Here is a 17,371-nt window from a genome sequence, read left to right on the forward strand (position 1 = left end):
CGGTGGCAGGACCACCGGGGCTTCGATCCGGAGCGGACGACGAGGTTCGAACTCGCGACCTCAACCTTGGCAAGGTTGCGCTCTACCAGCTGAGCTACGTCCGCATACGCCCTTGAGCGCGAACGTCACTATACCCAACCGCGTGAGACCGCGAGACGCACCAGTTCGGCAGGCCGAACTCCCCCCGGAACAGGGCGAGTTCGGCGCTGAGTGCCTGCCCTCGGGTGCCGGATACCCGGGCATGACGAAGCCCCGGTGGTTGGGCCACCGGGGCTTCGGTCTGGAGCGGACGACGAGGTTCGAACTCGCGACCTCAACCTTGGCAAGGTTGCGCTCTACCAGCTGAGCTACGTCCGCATTGCCTCCGATCGGCTCTCACCGACCGGCGCAGGCACCAGCCTACCCGATCCATCCGGATGCGTTGACCGCATTTATGGACCGTGAGGCGATGCAGAGCGGGTGACAGGGATCGCACACTGCGCCTCCCCCTTGGAAAGGGGGTGTTCTACTACTGAACTACACCCGCATGACTCCTCGGGATCCGGTCCTTTCGGTCCGTGCCCCTCGGCGTGCTCCAGACTCTAGCTGATCAACAGGGGTGCTGCGCAAGTCGCCTGGGCACGGGCGGGCGGCAGCGGCGCCGGGCGTCCGGACCGCCCCGCGCCGGATGCCCCGCTCGCTCACTGGGCCGCGGCGAAGGCCTCGTAGACCGCCTTGGGGATACGGCCCCGCGGCGGGAGGTCCATACGGTGCGACCGGGCCCAGGCGCGGACGGCCGCCGGGTCCGGGGCGAGCGTGGTGTGCGTGGTGGGAGCGGGGCGGGCCTTTCCGCCGGCGCCTGCCGCGCGCTTGCGTCCCGCGTGCACATACGGGGCCAGCGCTTTGCGGAGTTTTTTCGCGTTGGTGAGATTCAGGTCGATCTCATATGACATGCCGTCAAGGCCGAAGGCGACGGTTTCCGCCGCTTCTCCGCCGTCGATGTCGTCGTAGAGGGTGACCACGACTTGCTGCGCCATGAATACGGTCCCTTCCTGGGACATCCCTGGAAGACGTCTCCGTGTGACAATCCTCGCCCGGTCCGGACCGATATCGCCGCGTTGACCTGCCCTCATGAGCATTGGCCGGTGATGGGATGCGCGAACGAGACCGGTACGCCGGTTCTTCGGCGATTTCCGGGCGGTGTCATTTCCCTTTCTACCGTGCGGGGTGTGGCGGGGGGAAGAGTTGATTAATCCACCAGCGTGTCCGTCGGGTTTTCCGGCTGGTCGGGGGCGGGGATTGAGTGTGACCGGCGTAGACATTGCCTGCCGTCGGGCCGGAGGGCGGGGTGTTTCCGGGGAGTGTCCCGGGATTTTCGGTGAAAGGGATGCGGTGTGCTGGTCGTGTGTGATCCGGATCTCGTCGGTTAGTCCATAATCTACCCGCGTAGACTTTTTGTGCGGGTACGCTGAAGCGACCTGCTCAGCATCCAGCAACACCACCGGGAGTGCCAGTGGCACGCGTCGTAGTCGACGTCATGCTCAAGCCGGAGATCCTCGACCCCCAGGGGCAGGCCGTGCAGCGTGCGCTGCCGCGCCTCGGCTTCGAGGGCATCTCCGACGTACGTCAGGGAAAGCGTTTCGAGCTTGAGGTGGACGGGCCGGTGGACGACGCCGCGCTCGCCCGCGTCCATGAGCTCGCGGAATCCTTCCTCGCCAACACCGTGATCGAGGACTTCACCGTGAAGGTGGAGGAGGCGAAGTGACCTCCGGCCCGTCCACCACCCGTATCGGCGTCGTCACCTTCCCCGGCAGCCTCGACGACCGGGACACCCGGCGGGCGATCCGTCTGGCCGGGGCCGAGGCGGTGCCGCTCTGGCACAAGGACAAGGACCTCAAGCAGGTCGACGCGATCGTGCTGCCCGGCGGATTCAGTTACGGCGACTATCTGCGGGCGGGTGCGATCTCCCGCTTCTCGCCGGTGATGGAAACGATCATCGACCAGGCCCGTGCGGGAATGCCGGTGCTCGGTATCTGCAATGGCTTCCAGGTACTCACCGAGGCGCATCTGCTGCCCGGCGCGATGCTGGGGAACGACCACCTTCATTTCATCTGCCGCGATCAGAAGCTCCGGGTGGAGAACGCGGAGACCGCCTGGACGGCCGATTACCGGACGGGTCAGGAGATCCACATCCCGCTCAAGAACATGGACGGGCGTTATGTGGCCGATGAACGCACTCTCGACATGCTGGAGGCGGAGGGCCGGGTCGCCTTCCGCTACCTGGACCTGAATCCGAACGGTTCGCTGCGCGACATCGCCGGCATCACCAATGAGGCGGGCAATGTGGTCGGTCTGATGCCGCACCCGGAGCACGCCACCGAACCGCTGGTCGGCAGCGGCCGCACCGACGGTCTGCCGTTCTTCACCTCGATCCTCAAGAAGCTGGTCAGCGCATGAGCCGCCTCCCCCTGGACACGGTCGAGCACGCGGCCGAGACCCCCGACGTCGAGCAGCCCTGGGCCGAACTCGGCCTGAAGAAGGACGAGTACGAGCGGGTCCGGGAGATCCTGGGCCGCCGTCCGACCGGTGCCGAGCTGGCCATGTACTCGGTCATGTGGTCCGAGCACTGCTCGTACAAGTCGTCCAAGGTGCATCTGCGCCAGTTCGGCGAGAAGGCCCCGCAGTCCGAGGCGATGCTGGTGGGCATCGGTGAGAACGCCGGCGTGGTCGACGTCGGCCAGGGCTATGCCGTCACCTTCAAGGTCGAGTCGCACAACCACCCCTCCTACGTCGAGCCCTACCAGGGCGCGGCCACCGGGGTCGGCGGCATCGTGCGGGACATCATCGCCATGGGCGCCCGCCCGGTCGCCGTGGTGGACCCGCTGCGCTTCGGCGCGGCCGACCACCCGGACACCAAGCGGGTACTGCCCGGAGTGGTCGCCGGCATCGGCGGCTACGGCAACTGCCTGGGCCTGCCGAACATCGGCGGCGAGGTCGTCTTCGACGCCTGCTACCAGGGAAATCCGCTGGTCAACGCCGGTGCCATCGGTGTGATGCGGCACGAGGACATCCACCTGGCGAAGGCCTCCGGCACCGGCAACAAGGTCATCCTGTACGGCGCCAGGACCGGCGGCGACGGCATCGGCGGGGCCTCGATCCTCGCCTCCGAGACCTTTGACGACGCCAAGCCCTCGAAGCGTCCCGCGGTCCAGGTCGGCGACCCGTTCCAGGAGAAGCTGCTGATCGAGTGCACGCTGGAGGCGTTCGCGGAGAAGCTCGTCGTCGGCATCCAGGACCTCGGTGCGGCCGGTCTGTCCTGCGCCACCTCGGAGCTGGCGTCCAACGGCTCGGGCGGAATGCGCGTCACCCTGGACGACGTACCGCTGCGCGACTCCACGCTCTCGCCGGAGGAGATCCTCATGAGCGAGTCGCAGGAGCGGATGTGCGCGGTCGTCGAGCCGGAGAAGGTGGACCGCTTCCTCGCCATCTGCGAGAAGTGGGATGTGATCGCCACCGTCATCGGTGAGGTCACGGACGGCGACCGGCTGGAGATCTTCTGGCACGGCGGCCGGATCGTGGACGTCGATCCGCGGACCGTCGCCCACGAGGGCCCCGTCTACGAGCGGCCGCTGGCCCGCCCCGAGTGGCAGGACGCGCTCCAGGCGGACACCGCCGACAAGCTGCCCCGCCCCGCGGACGCAAGCGAACTCCGCGAGCAGGTCCTCCAGTTGGTGGCCTCCCCGAACCAGGCGTCCAAGGCCTGGATCACCTCCCAGTACGACCACTTCGTGCAGGGCAACACGGTGCTGGCGCAGCCGGAGGACTCCGGCATGATCCGCATCGACGAGGAGTCCGGCCTCGGCGTGGCCCTGGCCACGGACGGCAACGGCCGCTACGCGAAGCTCGACCCGTACGCGGGCGCGCAGCTCGCGCTGGCCGAGGCGTACCGGAATGTGGCGACGACGGGGGCCAGGCCGCTGGCCGTGTCGGACTGCCTGAACTTCGGCTCGCCGGAGGACCCGGCCGTGATGTGGCAGTTCGCGGAGGCGATCCGCGGGCTGGCGGACGGCTGCCTGGAGCTGGGCACGCCGGTCACCGGCGGCAATGTGTCGCTGTACAACCAGACCGGCGAGGCGGCGATCCATCCGACGCCGGTGGTCGCGGTGCTCGGGGTGATCGACGATGTGGCGCGGCGCACACCGGTGGCGTTCGCCGAGGAGGGCCAACTGCTGTACCTGCTGGGGGAGACCCGGCAGGAGTTCGGTGGTTCGGCCTGGTCGCAGGTGGTGCACGGGCACCTCGGCGGGCTGCCGCCGCAGGTGGACCTGGACCGGGAGCGGCTGCTGGCGGAGATCCTGATCTCGGCCTCGCGGGACGGCATGGTGGACGCGGCGCACGATCTGTCGGACGGCGGTCTGGTGCAGGCCGTGGTCGAGTCCTGCCTGCTCGGCGGGCACGGGGCGCGGCTGGTGGTGCCGGACGGTCTGGATGTCTTCACCTTCCTCTTCTCCGAGTCGGCGGGGCGCGCCGTGGTGGCGGTGCCGCGTTCCGAGGAGCTGCGGTTCACCGATATGTGCGGGGCGCGGGGGCTGCCCGTGACGCGGATCGGCGTGGTGGACGGCGTCGAGTCGGACGGCGCGGCGGTAGAGGTGCAGGGCCAATTCGCGCTGCCGCTGGCCGAGTTGCGCACCGCACATGAGGCGACGATTCCGGGGCTGCTGGCGTAGTACGCCGCCCGCTCCGGGGTCGGTCGAGGGCCCGTCCGCTTGCTGCGGGCGGGCCCTCGGCGTTGTCCACAGGGTGTGCCGGCGGAGTTATCCACAGGCCACCACGGGGGAGCGGGCGCGGCCGTAAGGTCCGGGTATGCCTCCCACCAGGAAGAAACGCCCCCGCACCTACGATCCCGCGAGGACCAGGGCTGCCCTCCTCGCCCAGTTCGCCCATGCCCGCATCGCCGTACGGGCCTTGACGGACGGGCAGTTGGCCGCGCCCTCGGGCCTCGGGGAGTGGACGGTGCGGGAGTTGGCCGCCCATCTGGCCATGGCGCCGGGGGCGGTGCTGCGGCTGCTGGACGGGCCGGAGCCACCGGCGCCCACGCTGGAGCTGGTCGACTGGCCCCGCTCCACCGCCTCCCGCGCCGCCGCCGTCGACCAGGACACCCGGGCGCTCGCCGCCGCGCACCCGGATCCGGACGCCCTGTTCGCGGCGGTGGAAGGGGAGTTGACCCAGCGGCTCCCCGAGGCGCCGGACGATCGGGTGCTGGAGACCCGCACCGGCGGGATGCGGCTCGCCGACTATCTCGTCACCCGCACCGTCGAGTTGGTGGTGCACTGCGACGACCTGTCCCGCGCCACCGGCACCGAAGTCCCGCTGGACCGCGGCGCGTTGGCGATCTGCACCCGGCTGCTGGCGGACGCGCTGGCCGCGGCGGCACCGGGCGGGGCCACGGAGGTGCGGGTGCCGCCGTTCGCCGTCGTCCAGTGCGTCGAGGGCCCCCGCCACACCCGCGGCACCCCGCCCAACGTGGTGGAGACCGATCCGCTCACCTGGATCCGGCTGGCGACGGGCCGCACCACCTGGGCCGAGGAGCGGACGGCGGCCCGGGTGCACGCCAGCGGCGAACGCGCCGACCTCTCCGGACTCCTACCGATCCTGCACTGAGCGCCACTGGTCATGCCCGCCCCGAGCCTCCGAACCTCCGCCGGCCGCCCCGCGCCTGTGGGTCCCGTCACAGCCCCGAGCCCCCTGTCAGCCCCGACAACCCGGTGAGAGACCGGATTCCCTAGACGGTGAGCGATGAGCCAACTACCCAGCGTGTGCGGAATGTTCAATTCCGGCGGCGGCAATTCGGACCAGTGGTCGATCTCGCCTACACTCGGTGCCGTGCCACGTGGTGACGGACGACTCAGCCACGACCTGCTCCCCGGTGAGAAGGGCCCCCAGGACGCTTGTGGCGTCTTCGGTGTCTGGGCTCCGGGCGAAGAGGTCGCCAAACTCACTTACTTCGGGCTCTACGCCCTCCAGCATCGAGGCCAGGAATCCGCGGGAATCGCGGTCAGCAACGGCTCCCAGATCCTCGTCTTCAAGGACATGGGCCTGGTCTCCCAGGTCTTCGACGAGACCTCTCTCGGCTCCCTGCAAGGCCATATAGCGGTGGGCCACGCCCGCTACTCCACCACCGGCGCCTCGGTGTGGGAGAACGCGCAGCCCACCTTCCGCGCCACCGGCCACGGCTCCATCGCCCTCGGCCACAACGGCAACCTGGTCAACACGGCCCAGCTCGCCGAGATGGTGGCCGACCTGCCGAGCGAGAACGGCCGCGCCACCCGGGTCGCCGCCACCAACGACACCGACCTGATCACCGCGCTGCTGGCCGGCCAGACCGACAGCGGCGAAGCCGAGGGCAAGCCGCTCACCGTCGAAGAGGCCGCCAAGCGCGTACTGCCCGAGCTCCGCGGCGCCTTCTCGCTCGCCTTCATGGACGACCACACCCTGTACGCCGCCCGTGACCCGCAGGGCATCCGCCCGCTGGTCCTCGGCCGGCTGGAGCGCGGCTGGGTGATCGCCTCCGAGACCGCCGCGCTCGACATCTGCGGCGCGAGCTTCGTCCGCGAGATCGAGCCCGGCGAGTTCGTCGCCATCGACGAGAACGGCCTGCGCACCACTCGCTTCGGCGAGGCCCGCCCCAAGGGCTGCGTCTTCGAGTACGTCTATCTGGCGCGCCCCGACACCGACATCGCCGGGCGGAACGTCTACCTCTCCCGCGTGGAGATGGGCCGCAAGCTCGCCAGGGAAGCACCGGTCGAAGCCGACCTGGTGATAGCGACACCGGAGTCCGGCACCCCCGCCGCCGTCGGCTACGCCGAGGCCTCCGGCATCCCCTTCGGCAACGGCCTGGTGAAGAACGCCTATGTGGGCCGCACCTTCATCCAGCCCTCGCAGACCATCCGCCAGCTCGGCATCAGGCTCAAGCTGAATCCGCTGAAGGAAGTCATCAAGGGCAAGCGGCTGGTCGTCGTGGACGACTCCATCGTCCGCGGCAACACCCAGCGCGCCCTGGTGAAGATGCTCCGCGAGGCCGGCGCCGCCGAGGTGCACATCCGGATCTCCTCGCCGCCGGTGAAGTGGCCCTGCTTCTTCGGCATCGACTTCGCCACCCGCGCCGAGCTGATCGCCAACGGCATGAGCATCAAGGAGATCGGCGCCTCCCTGGGGGCCGACTCCCTCTCGTACATCTCCATCGACGGCATGATCGAGGCGACCACCATCGCCAAGCCCGATCTGTGCCGGGCCTGTTTCGACGGCGAGTACCCGATGGAGCTGCCCGACCCCGAGCTGCTCGGCAAGCAGCTCCTGGAGACCGAACTCGCGGCGGGCCCCGCGGCCACCGCCGCGACCGACGCGCTCCGCCGCCCGTAGCCCGCGGCGCCCCGCAGTCCCACGACACGAAAGCTCTCACCCTCATGAGCGAGACCACTGGTGCCGCATCCGCTTCGGCCTCCTACTCATCCGCCGGCGTCGACATCGAGGCCGGTGACCGCGCCGTCGAGCTGATGAAGGAATGGGTCCGCAAGACCCGCCGCCCCGAGGTCCTCGGCGGCCTCGGCGGCTTCGCCGGCCTCTTCGACGCCTCCGCCCTGAAGCGGTACGAGCGCCCCCTGCTGGCCTCCGCCACCGACGGCGTCGGCACCAAGGTCGACCTGGCCCGCCGCCTCGGCGTCTACGACTCGATCGGTCAGGACCTGGTCGCCATGGTCATGGACGACATCGTGGTCTGCGGTGCGGAGCCGCTGTTCATGACGGACTACATCTGCGTCGGCAAGGTCCACCCGGAGCGCGTCGCGTCCATCGTCAAGGGCATCGCCGAGGGCTGCGTACTGGCGGGATGCGCCCTGGTCGGCGGGGAGACCGCGGAGCACCCGGGGCTGCTCGGCCCGGACGACTTCGATGTGGCGGGCGCCGGCACCGGTGTCGTGGAGGCGGACCGGCTGCTCGGCCCGGACCGGATCCGCAGCGGTGACGCGGTGATCGCCATGGCCGCCTCCGGGCTGCACTCCAACGGCTACTCGCTGGTGCGGCACGTACTGCTGGAGCGGGCCGGGCTGGATCTGGAGGCCCACCACGAGGACTTCGGCCGCACCCTCGGTGAGGAGCTTCTCGAACCGACCAAGATCTACTCGCTGGACTGCATGGCCCTGACCCGCACCACCGAGGTGCACGCCTTCAGCCACATCACCGGCGGCGGGCTCGCCGCCAACCTGGCCCGGGTGATCCCCGACGGGCTGCACGCCACGGTGGACCGCGCCACCTGGACCCCGGCCCCGGTATTCGACCTGGTCGGCCGTACCGGTCGGGTCGAGCAGGCGGAGCTGGAGAAGACCCTCAACATGGGCGTCGGCATGATGGCCGTGGTGCCCGAGGAGTCCGTGGACCCGGCGCTCGCCACGCTCGCCGACCGCGGCGTCGAGGCCTGGGTCGCGGGACGGATCACCGAACGCGGCGAGCACCCCACCGGGGCCGCCCTCACCGGCAGCCACCCGGCCGCCTGACCGGACGGGACCACCACGGTGGGCAGCCACGCCGCGATCACGGCCCAGGACAGCACGAAACCCGGTCCGGCGCTGTGGCCGGTACCGGGAGAAGTGCGGATACCGCCCGTACCGTCAGTGAGAGCGGTGGGACGGCGAGGACCGCGGGAAGGCGGTCAAGCGCCGCGGCGCTGTGACGAGGGACCGGACTCGTTGTCCTCGTCATCCTCGTCGTCGTTGTACAAGTCGGCGTACCGCGCGTACGGGTCGTCGTCCTCGTCCTCTTCTTCGAACGGTTCCGCGTTCGGCGGTTGGCTCGAAGTCGATGCGCCCAGCTCGCTGGCCAGACGTGAGAGGTCAGTCCCACCGCTGTTGTACTTCAGCTGGCGGGCGACCTTCGTCTGCTTGGCCTTGGCCCGGCCGCGCCCCATGGCTCGACCCCCTCGGTGACGGGGCTCGACGGCCCCAGAGTCTTGACACGCGTTCATGATCCGGAACGGACTCTCCGTAGAGAGACCGGTCCCTGTGCTTTAACGGTACCTGCTTCCGCGCCCATACGGTACGTCGCCCACGGTACGCACCCCGTCGCGGGACCTGCGAGACGTCCCGTCCGCGCTGGTCAGGTGCGATTTTACCCTCTTCGCGCAGTACGACCCGCCGATAGGGTGACTGATGTCTCGCTTCGCCCGCCGGTGCCCGATCCGTGCCACCGGCGGGTTCAGGGCAGACCAGCAGGTCCGGTCGCCCACCGGGCCGACCGGACCTTCGTGTGGTCGCGGCTCAGGCCGGTGTACCGCGGCCCTCCGCCATGCGCTGCTCCGCGATCCGGTCGGCCGCCGCGGCGGGCGGGATGCCGTCCGCCTGGGCCCGCTCGAAGATCGCCAGCGTGGTGTCGAAGATCTTCGACGCCTTCGCCTTGCAGCGGTCGAAGTCGAAACCGTGCAGCTCGTCGGCGACCTGGATGACGCCGCCCGCGTTCACCACATAGTCCGGCGCATAGAGGATGTGCCGGTCGGAGAGGTCCTTCTCCACGCCCGGGTGGGCCAGTTGGTTGTTGGCGGCGCCGCAGACCACGGAGGCCGTGAGCCGGGGGACGGTGGTGTCGTCGAGGGCGCCGCCGAGGGCACACGGGGCGTAGATGTCGAGGCCGTCCCGGCTGATCAGCGCCATGGTGTCGGTCGCGACGGCCACCTCCGGGTGCCGCTCGGTGATCCTGCGTACCGACTCCTCGCGTACATCGGTGATGACGACCTTGGCGCCGTCCGACAGCAGGTGCTCGACCAGGTGGTGGCCGACCTTGCCGACGCCGGCGACGCCCACGGTGCGGTCGCGCAGCGTGGGATCGCCCCACAGATGCTGGGCGCTGGCCCGCATCCCCTGGAAGACGCCGAACGCGGTGAGTACCGAGGAGTCGCCGGCGCCGCCGTTCTCCGGGGAGCGCCCGGTGGTCCAGCGGCAGGTGCGGGCCACCACGTCCATGTCGGCGACATAGGTGCCGACGTCGCAGGCGGTGACATAGCGGCCGCCGAGGGAGGCGACGCAGCGGCCGTAGGCCTCCAGCAGGGCCTCGGTCTTGATCAGCTCGGGGTCGCCGATGATCACGGCCTTGCCGCCGCCGTGGTCGAGCCCGGCCATGGCGTTCTTGTAGGACATGCCGCGGGCGAGGTTCAACGCGTCGGCGACTGCCTGCTGCTCGTCCGCGTACGGGTAGAAGCGGGTGCCGCCGAGGGCGGGGCCGAGGGCGGTGGAGTGGATGGCGATGACGGCCTTGAGGCCGCTGGCGCGGTCCTGGCAGAGCACGACCTGCTCGTGTCCGCCCTGCTCGCTGCGGAACAGGGTGTGCAGTACGTCTGCGGAGGCGCCGGTTGCTTCGGTCACTGTGGTGACTCCCGGGTGGGTGCGGCGGGTGGGGACGGGCCCGGTGGTTCCCTGCTTGTGGCGGGGCGGTCCGGTGGGCTGCTGGGCAGCAGACTAGCCCCGCCCGGCGGGGTATCGGGGAAGAGCGGGGGATCACCTTCCGGGGCCTGTGGTGCGTGGCACGATGAGCAGCGCGGTGGCGCCTCACCCGCCGGTCCCGGCGGGGGGTTTTCCGCCGGACCGACAGGGGAGGGAGCAGGGGTGCCCAAGGTGTCCTCGCTGATCGTGCCCTACACGTCCTATCTGCGCGTATATGAGCCGCTGGCGGCCTTTCCGGAGGCGGAGCGGCGGCACTGGGCGCGTTACGCGGAGCAGGCGGAGCGGCTCTCGTACCAGGATGAGTTGCGGCGGTCGCTGGCCGGTCTGCTGTCGACGCCGCCGGTGGTGGTGCCGGTGCGGGAGAGCGAGGACGCGTTCGTCGCCGAGGTGGACGGGGCGGTCTGTGTGTGCCCGTGGCGGACCCGGCTGCGGAGCTGGCAGGCGCTGGAGGAACTGGACGGGCGGCTGGCGCCTTCGGTACTGGACACGGTGGTGCCGCCGGTGGTGCGGCGGCAGTCGGAGGCGGACTACGAGCGGTGGCTGGCCCGGCATCCGGACGCCCGCCCCTGGATCCGCTCGGCGACCTGGCATGTACCGCTGAACTGGTTCGTGCTGGTGTCGGACGCGGAGCGGCGCTATGAGCCGCGTACCGAGTCGGTGCCGCCGATGCTGCGGTACCGCACGCCGATGGTGGAGGCGCGGCGGCGGGTGGCACGGGGGCTGCGGACGCTGAAGGAGACGCTGGACGAGGGGCCGCTGCTGGACGGCCTGTTCGATGTGGGCCGGTGGCTGGAGGAGTTCCATCCGCGGTCGCTGGTGGAGTTGGACTACGGCGGGCTGGTGCATGCGCTGCCCGGGGCCGCGCTGGACGCGGATCATTCGGCGGCGGATGTGGCGGAGGGGATGGAGGCGCTGCGGGTCGGGGACGGCGAGGGTGCCGGGGAGGCGTATGCGCGGTTGGTGGAGCGCTGGCGTGCGGTGCGGGAGCGGCAGTCGGCCAACTGATCTTCGGGGCCGGGTGATCCGTGGGGCCGGGTGATCGTGGGGGTATCGGGGTGGGGTTTTCCGGGGGACTACCGGCAGAAGTGCGGAGGGTTGACGTCCAGTTGTGGAGGACGTACGTCCTGATCCGGGCTTTTGCATCAAGCGTGATGGATGGCACTTACCTGGCTCTTGCGCCCATCACCCCCCCTCGTGCCAAAATAGGACAAGGAGTTCGGGGGCGGCCTGGCCTGTCCGCTGCGGCTACCCGGTGCCGTCCGTCCGGCCATGGGTGGGATGCGCGGCATCACATGCTTTGGGGGGGACCTTTTTGGACTATGCCAACTCATGAAGGCCCTGTGACTGATCGTCACAACCGGGTGACTGTCCGCTATGGCATGGTCCATCGGCTTCCGCCGGTGATGAACACCTGGGAGGGCAATTCCATCGGTTTGGCCGACGCGGCTGTATCGATGGTGTAGTTGTAGTGCCGAGGACAAGCCGTTCGTCCTATAACCGACTCGACCCGCGTCCGCCATATCGGGCATCGCGGGTCAAGGTGCAGAATTTAGAGGAAAGAACCGAAGGTTCGGTTCTCCCGAGGAGGCCGCTCATGACAGCTCGCACCCCTGATGCCGAGCCGCTGCTGACCCCCGCTGAGGTTGCCACGATGTTCCGCGTCGACCCGAAGACGGTCACGCGCTGGGCGAAGGCCGGCAAGCTCACGTCGATCCGCACGCTCGGCGGTCACCGCCGCTACCGCGAGGCGGAAGTACGCGCACTGCTCGCGGGAATTCCGCAGCAGCGCAGCGAAGCCTGAAAATCAGTTTGACCAGGGCGTTCCGCGGGTCCCCCAACTCGTAGTCGCCCAAACGCAGTTCCACTTGACGCGGTTCCGCCCCAACGGGACCTCCGCCCGGACAGAACGGCACGGGTGCGTCGTTGATCGCGCTGGACTCCGCCGGGTCCAGCGCGATCTTGTGTGTGCTCCGGCGTGCGCCCCGGCTTGTCCGCCGGGGCCTACTTATGTCCGGCGGGTGCGGGGTCCGGATGTGGGGGTGTCGAGGTTACTCGGGTTCGAGGAGTGTGGAGACGGTGAGTGCAATTGCACATATTAAATTGACCACTTGTGCGGCAGGTGTAAGCAAGCGCACATCTCAGAGAGTTTTGGTGACACCCGTCACACCTCGTAGTCCTTGTCCTGCTGGCCCGTATTGCGCTAATGGGCGGGTGTGGGACGTAATCCTCGGCGAGGGTGGTGCGGCGCCGACTCGGCCTGGCCGCAAGGGTGTTGGGACGAGCGCCAGCCGATCATGCGCGGTCCGGATTCTCGTCGGGGCCCGAGCCGTCGGGCCGTTCCATGGCGAGGTGCCGTAGCCGGCGGCAGACCGCGCAGCGGGCCGTGTGATGCCGGTACCCGGAGGCGGCGGACAGGTGGGCGCGCAGCAGCGCGCGCGTTGCGTGCCTCGCGGTTGCCGGCACAGGCCACCACCTCCCCGGGTCCACCCGGCCGCACACCGGGCGCGGACCCCATGGCCTCATTGAGTACCGACTCAACGTGACGCCGTCAAGACTCTGAGCAAGGATCCATACGCAATCAAAAGGCCCGCACCATTCGGTGCGGGCCTTTCTACGTGCGGTCCTGACGGGATTTGAACCCGCGGCCTCCACCTTGACAGGGTGGCGAGCACTCCAAACTGCTCCACAGGACCAGGAGTTGCCGCATCAGAGTCCGAACTGCGCTCTGTGCTGCGAGAAGAGACTCTACAGCAGGGCGGGACCGCTGGTCGAACTCACCCTGGGCGACGGTCCCACCACTCTCCGCGGCAACGGCACGGCCTACGCCACCGCCGCGTCGATCGCCTTCACGATGCGCTTGTCGGAGACCGGGTAGGCGGTGCCCAGGGCGTGGGCGAAGTAGCTGACCCGCAGCTCCTCGATCATCCAGCGGATCTCCCGCACCTCCGGCGGCACCGGGCGCCCCTGCGGCAACTGCTCCAGCAGCCAGGCGTACTCGTCCTGCATCTCGTGGACCTTCTCCATGCGGGTGGTGTCCCGCTGGACGCCCGTCGGCATCTGCTGGAGGCGGCGGTCGGCGGCGACCAGGTAACGCATCAGGTCGGGCAGCCGGCGCAGGCCGGTGCGGGTGACGAAGCCGGGGCCGATCAACGCGTCCAACTGCCGCCGTACATCCGTGAGGTTGGCGAGCAGGGCGGGGCTCCTGGTGGACTTCAGGCGGCGCTCGCAGGACTGCCAGGCGGCCAGCACCTGCTGTACCTGCCCGACGGCCCGCACGGTGGTGTCGACGATCTCCGCCCGCACCCGGTCGAAGAGCTTGCGGTACGACTCCTCGTCCCAGGCCGGGCCGCCGAAGTCCGCGATCAGCTTGTCCGCGGCGGCGAGCGCGCAGTCCTCGAAGAGGGCTTGGACGGAGCCGTGCGGATTGGCGGAGAGGGCGAGCTTCTGCGGGTTGGTCAGCTTGTCCGCGGCGAACTTGGCAGGGTTCACCGGGATGTTGCGCACGATGAGGCGGCGGGTGCCGCGCACCATGGCCTGCTGCTGCTCCGCCTCGCTGTCGAAGAGCCGTACCGAGACGGTGCCGGCGGCGCCGTCGTCCACCAGGGCCGGGTAGGCCTTCACGGGCTGGCCGGCGCGCCGGGTCTCGAAGACGCGGGGGAGGGTGCCGAGCGTCCAGTCGGTGAGCCCGGCGCGTTCCACGGACTCGCCGCCGGAGCGCTCCGCGGTGGCCGCAGCGGCCTGGGAGAGCGCCTTGCGGGCCTTGGGGCGCAGCCGCAGCCGCAGCGCCTCCAGGTCCTTGTCCTCGTCCACCTTGCGGCGCCGCTCGTCCACCACGCGGAAGGTGACCCGCAGATGGTCGGGGACCTTGGACCAGTCGAAGTCCTCGGCGGCCAGCGGCACTCCGACGCGGCGCTTCAGCTCCCGGGCGAGGGTCGCGGTGAGCGGCTCCTGCCGGGGGGCGGCGGTCGCGAGGAAGGCCTTGGCGTGGTTGGGGGCGGGCACATAGTGGCGGCGGATCGGCTTGGGCAGGGAGCGGATGAGTTCGGTGACGACCTCCTCGCGCAGCCCCGGGATCTGCCAGTCGAAGCCCTCCCCGGTGACCTGGTTGAGGACCTGGAGCGGGAGGTGGACGGTGACGCCGTCCGCGTCCGCGCCGGGCTCGAACTGGTAGGTGACGCGGAACGTGAGGGCGCCCTGCCGCCAGTGGTCCGGGTAGTCGTCCTTGGTGACCCGCTCGGCGGACTCGCGGACCAGCATCTCCCGCTCGAAGTCGAGGAGTTCGGGCTGCTCGTGCCGCTTGTGCTTCCACCAGGAGTCGAAGTGCGCGCCGGACACCACGTGTTCGGGGATGCGCTGGTCGTAGAAGTCGTACAGGGTGTCGTCGTCCACGAGGATGTCGCGGCGGCGGGCGCGGTGCTCCAACTCCTCGACCTCGGTGAGGAGTCGGCGGTTGTCGGCGTAGAACTTGTGGTGGGTGCGCCAGTCGCCCTCGACCAGGGCGTGTCGGATGAAGAGGTCGCGGCTGGTCTCCGGGTCGATCCGCCCGTAGTTGACCTTCCGCTGGGCGACGATCGGCACGCCGTAGAGGGTGACCTTCTCGTACGCCATCACGGCCGCCTGGTCCTTCTCCCAGTGCGGTTCGCTGTAGGTGCGTTTGAGGAGGTGCTCGGCGAGCGGCTCGATCCACTCGGGCTCGATCCTGGCGTTCACCCGCGCCCACAGCCGGGACGTCTCCACCAGCTCCGCCGACATCACGAACCGCGGGGGCTTGCGGAAGAGGGCCGAGCCGGGGAAGAGGGCGAACTTGGCGTTGCGGGCGCCGATGTACTCGTTCCGGCCGCGGCCCTGCTGCTTGGGGTCCTTCTGGACGGACTCCTTGCCGTCCTTGGACTCCTTCACGTCCTTCATGCCGACGTGCGAGAGCAGGCCGGCCAGGAGGGAGACGTGGATCAGGTCGCCGGCCGCGTCCTCCTCGTTGAGGTGGATGCCCATCTGCCGGGCGACGGTGCGGAGTTGGCTGTAGATGTCCTGCCACTCGCGGATCCGCAGGAAGTTCAGGTACTCGCGCTTGCACATCCGGCGGAAGGCGGAGGAGCCCAACTCCCGCTGCTGCTCGCGTACATAGCGCCAGAGGTTGAGGAAGGCGAGGAAGTCGCTGGTCTCGTCCTTGAATCGGGCGTGCTGCTGGTCGGCCTGCGCCTGCTTGTCCTGCGGGCGTTCGCGCGGGTCCTGGATGGAGAGGGCGGCGGCGATCACCATCACCTCGCGGACGCAGCCGTTGCGGTCGGCCTCCAGCACCATCCGGGCCAGCCGCGGGTCCACGGGAAGCTGCGCCAACTTGCGGCCCTGCTCGGTGAGGCGCTTGCGGTGGTCCTTCTCCGCCGCGTTCAACGCGCCCAGTTCTTGCAGGAGTTGGACGCCGTCGCGGATGTTGCGGTGGTCCGGCGGGTCGATGAAGGGGAACTTCTCGATGTCGCCGAGGCCGGCCGCGGTCATCTGCAGGATGACGGAGGCGAGGTTGGTACGGAGGATCTCGGCATCGGTGAACTCCGGGCGGGACAGGAAGTCGTCCTCGGAGTACAGCCGGACGCAGATGCCGTCCGAGGTGCGGCCGCAGCGGCCCTTGCGCTGGTTGGCGCTGGCCTGGCTGACCGCCTCGATGGGCAGCCGCTGCACCTTGGTGCGGTGGCTGTAGCGCGAGATGCGGGCATTGCCCGGGTCGATGACGTACTTGATGCCGGGGACGGTCAGCGAGGTCTCGGCCACGTTCGTCGCGAGGACGATACGGCGGCCGGTGTGGCGCTGGAAGACGCGGTGCTGCTCGGCGTGCGAGAGGCGCGCGTACAGCGGCAGCACCTCGGTGGCCCGGTACTTCTTCCTGTCCAGGGCGTCCGCGGTGTCGCGGATCTCGCGCTCGCCGGAGAGGAACACCAGGATGTCGCCGGGGCCCTCCCGCTGGAGCTCCTCCACGGCGTCGGTGATCGCGGTGATCTGGTCCCGGTCGCTGTCCGCCGAATCCTCTTCCAGCAGCGGCCGGTACCGCACCTCCACCGGATACGTCCGGCCGCTGACCTCGACGATCGGGGCGTTCCCGAAGTGCCGGGAGAAGCGCTCGGGGTCGATGGTGGCGGAGGTGATGACGACCTTGAGATCGGGGCGGCGGGGCAGCAACTGCGCCAGGTAGCCGAGCAGGAAGTCGATGTTGAGGGACCGCTCGTGCGCCTCGTCGATGATGATCGTGTCGTAGGCGCGCAGCTCGCGGTCGGTCTGGATCTCGGCGAGCAGGATGCCGTCGGTCATCAGCTTGACGAAGGTGGCGTCCGGGTCGACCTGGTCGGTGAAGCGGACCTTCCAGCCGACGGCCGCGCCGAGCGGGGTGCGCAGTTCCTCGGCGACCCGCTCGGCGACGGTGCGGGCGGCGATCCGGCGGGGCTGGGTGTGGCCGATCATGCCGCGCACCCCGCGGCCCAACTCCAGGCAGATCTTCGGGATTTGAGTGGTCTTGCCGGAGCCGGTCTCACCGGCCACGATCACCACCTGGTTCTCCCGGATCGCCTCGGCGATCTCGTCCTTCTTCTGGCTGACCGGGAGCTGCTCGGGGTACTCCACCGCCGGCACCCGGGCGGCACGCGCCGCGGTACGGGCCTCGCTCCTGGTGGCCTCGGCCTCGATCTCGGCGAGGACCGCGGCCCGGGCCTCGGGCTTGCGTATCCGGCGCGCGCCTTCGAGCCGGCGGCCGAGCCGGTGCACGTCGCGCAGCGACAGCTTGGAGGGCTCCGTCAGACGTGCGGCGAGGGAGCCGAGGGCGGGGGCGGGATGTGTGGACATACGGAGCCCAGGATCTCACCTCCGCCAAATCCCTGGCGAACCCTTATCCCACCGCCCGCCGAAGGGCATGGGCACCTCCT

General features: G+C 69.7%; 13 protein-coding genes and 4 tRNA genes. 8 read left to right on the plus strand and 9 right to left on the minus strand.

Features of this window, described 5'->3' with window-relative positions; genetic code table 11:
• Positions 1–31: 31 nt before the first annotated feature.
• The 4 genes from ACFVST_RS15280 to ACFVST_RS15295 form a co-directional block, all read right to left on the minus strand.
• Positions 32–104, minus strand: a tRNA-Gly gene (locus tag ACFVST_RS15280).
• A gap of 177 nt (positions 105–281) precedes the next feature.
• A tRNA-Gly gene (locus tag ACFVST_RS15285) sits at positions 282–357 on the minus strand.
• Between the two features lie 97 nt (positions 358–454).
• Positions 455–526: transfer RNA gene (locus tag ACFVST_RS15290), tRNA-Gly, on the minus strand.
• Positions 527–680: 154 nt separating this feature from the next.
• Positions 681–1,016, minus strand: a complete 336-nt coding sequence (locus tag ACFVST_RS15295) for an Lsr2 family protein (RefSeq protein ID WP_390150970.1) — start codon at positions 1,014–1,016, stop codon at positions 681–683.
• 476 nt (positions 1,017–1,492) lie between these two features.
• Here ACFVST_RS15295 and purS point away from each other — a divergent pair, with 476 nt between their 5' ends.
• The 6 genes from purS (at position 1,493) to purM (ending at position 8,528) form a co-directional block, all read left to right on the plus strand.
• On the plus strand, positions 1,493–1,744 hold the full coding sequence (purS, locus tag ACFVST_RS15300; protein WP_390150973.1) for a phosphoribosylformylglycinamidine synthase subunit PurS: 252 nt from the start codon (positions 1,493–1,495) through the stop codon (positions 1,742–1,744).
• Positions 1,741–2,436, plus strand: coding sequence for a phosphoribosylformylglycinamidine synthase subunit PurQ (purQ, locus tag ACFVST_RS15305; protein WP_390150976.1), 696 nt, complete (start codon positions 1,741–1,743; stop codon positions 2,434–2,436). Before purS ends, purQ begins: the two co-directional genes overlap by 4 nt.
• Positions 2,433–4,706: a phosphoribosylformylglycinamidine synthase subunit PurL gene (gene purL / locus ACFVST_RS15310; protein WP_390150979.1), complete on the plus strand. Its 2,274-nt coding sequence runs from the start codon at positions 2,433–2,435 to the stop codon at positions 4,704–4,706. The genes purQ and purL overlap by 4 nt, the downstream gene beginning before the upstream one ends.
• A 136-nt stretch (positions 4,707–4,842) precedes the next feature.
• Complete coding sequence (locus ACFVST_RS15315; RefSeq protein WP_390150981.1) at positions 4,843–5,640, plus strand: sterol carrier family protein; 798 nt, start codon at positions 4,843–4,845, stop codon at positions 5,638–5,640.
• A gap of 222 nt (positions 5,641–5,862) precedes the next feature.
• A complete protein-coding gene (gene purF / locus ACFVST_RS15320; protein WP_390150985.1) occupies positions 5,863–7,398 on the plus strand; it encodes an amidophosphoribosyltransferase in 1,536 nt (511 codons plus the stop codon).
• A 44-nt stretch (positions 7,399–7,442) separates the two neighbouring features.
• Entirely contained in the window at positions 7,443–8,528 is a 1,086-nt protein-coding gene (gene purM / locus ACFVST_RS15325; RefSeq protein ID WP_390150988.1) for a phosphoribosylformylglycinamidine cyclo-ligase, read from the plus strand.
• A 155-nt stretch (positions 8,529–8,683) separates the two neighbouring features.
• On the opposite strand, the gene ACFVST_RS15330 is transcribed toward purM, so the two are convergent.
• Both ACFVST_RS15330 and ACFVST_RS15335 read right to left on the minus strand, forming a co-directional pair.
• The gene (locus ACFVST_RS15330) at positions 8,684–8,938 is read right to left on the minus strand and encodes a DUF3073 domain-containing protein (RefSeq protein ID WP_390150991.1); all 255 of its coding nucleotides are present in this window, start codon (positions 8,936–8,938) and stop codon (positions 8,684–8,686) included.
• A 349-nt stretch (positions 8,939–9,287) separates the two neighbouring features.
• Positions 9,288–10,385, minus strand: coding sequence for a Leu/Phe/Val dehydrogenase (locus ACFVST_RS15335; protein ID WP_390150994.1), 1,098 nt, complete (start codon positions 10,383–10,385; stop codon positions 9,288–9,290).
• Between the two features lie 240 nt (positions 10,386–10,625).
• Between ACFVST_RS15335 and ACFVST_RS15340 the strand changes: the two genes are divergently transcribed.
• A complete protein-coding gene (locus ACFVST_RS15340; RefSeq protein WP_390150997.1) occupies positions 10,626–11,468 on the plus strand; it encodes a hypothetical protein in 843 nt (280 codons plus the stop codon).
• Between the two features lie 589 nt (positions 11,469–12,057).
• On the plus strand, positions 12,058–12,264 hold the full coding sequence (gene bldC, locus ACFVST_RS15345; RefSeq protein ID WP_003949541.1) for a developmental transcriptional regulator BldC: 207 nt from the start codon (positions 12,058–12,060) through the stop codon (positions 12,262–12,264).
• A gap of 491 nt (positions 12,265–12,755) precedes the next feature.
• Here the strand turns inward: bldC and ACFVST_RS15350 are convergent, their stop codons facing one another.
• The 3 genes from ACFVST_RS15350 to hrpA form a co-directional block, all read right to left on the minus strand.
• Entirely contained in the window at positions 12,756–12,926 is a 171-nt protein-coding gene (locus ACFVST_RS15350; RefSeq protein ID WP_390150999.1) for a DUF6274 family protein, read from the minus strand.
• A gap of 155 nt (positions 12,927–13,081) precedes the next feature.
• Positions 13,082–13,156: transfer RNA gene (locus ACFVST_RS15355), tRNA-Asp, on the minus strand.
• Between the two features lie 127 nt (positions 13,157–13,283).
• Positions 13,284–17,291: an ATP-dependent RNA helicase HrpA gene (gene hrpA, locus ACFVST_RS15360; protein ID WP_390151002.1), complete on the minus strand. Its 4,008-nt coding sequence runs from the start codon at positions 17,289–17,291 to the stop codon at positions 13,284–13,286.
• Between the last annotated feature and the right edge of the window lie 80 nt (positions 17,292–17,371).

Source organism: Streptomyces sp. NPDC058045 (genome assembly GCF_042885635.1).
GTDB lineage: Bacteria > Actinomycetota > Actinomycetes > Streptomycetales > Streptomycetaceae > Streptomyces.

Bases quoted from the DNA above. Each gene is read 5' to 3' on its own strand.
- ACFVST_RS15295 (WP_390150970.1), bottom strand. From the start codon at position 1,016: ATGGCGCAGCAAGTCGTGGTCACCCTCTACGACGACATCGACGGCGGA.
- purL (WP_390150979.1), top strand. From the start codon at position 2,433: ATGAGCCGCCTCCCCCTGGACACGGTCGAGCACGCGGCCGAGACCCCC.
- ACFVST_RS15315 (WP_390150981.1), top strand. From the start codon at position 4,843: ATGCCTCCCACCAGGAAGAAACGCCCCCGCACCTACGATCCCGCGAGG.
- purM (WP_390150988.1), top strand. From the start codon at position 7,443: ATGAGCGAGACCACTGGTGCCGCATCCGCTTCGGCCTCCTACTCATCC.
- ACFVST_RS15330 (WP_390150991.1), bottom strand. From the start codon at position 8,938: ATGGGGCGCGGCCGGGCCAAGGCCAAGCAGACGAAGGTCGCCCGCCAG.
- bldC (WP_003949541.1), top strand. From the start codon at position 12,058: ATGACAGCTCGCACCCCTGATGCCGAGCCGCTGCTGACCCCCGCTGAG.
- hrpA (WP_390151002.1), bottom strand. From the start codon at position 17,291: ATGTCCACACATCCCGCCCCCGCCCTCGGCTCCCTCGCCGCACGTCTG.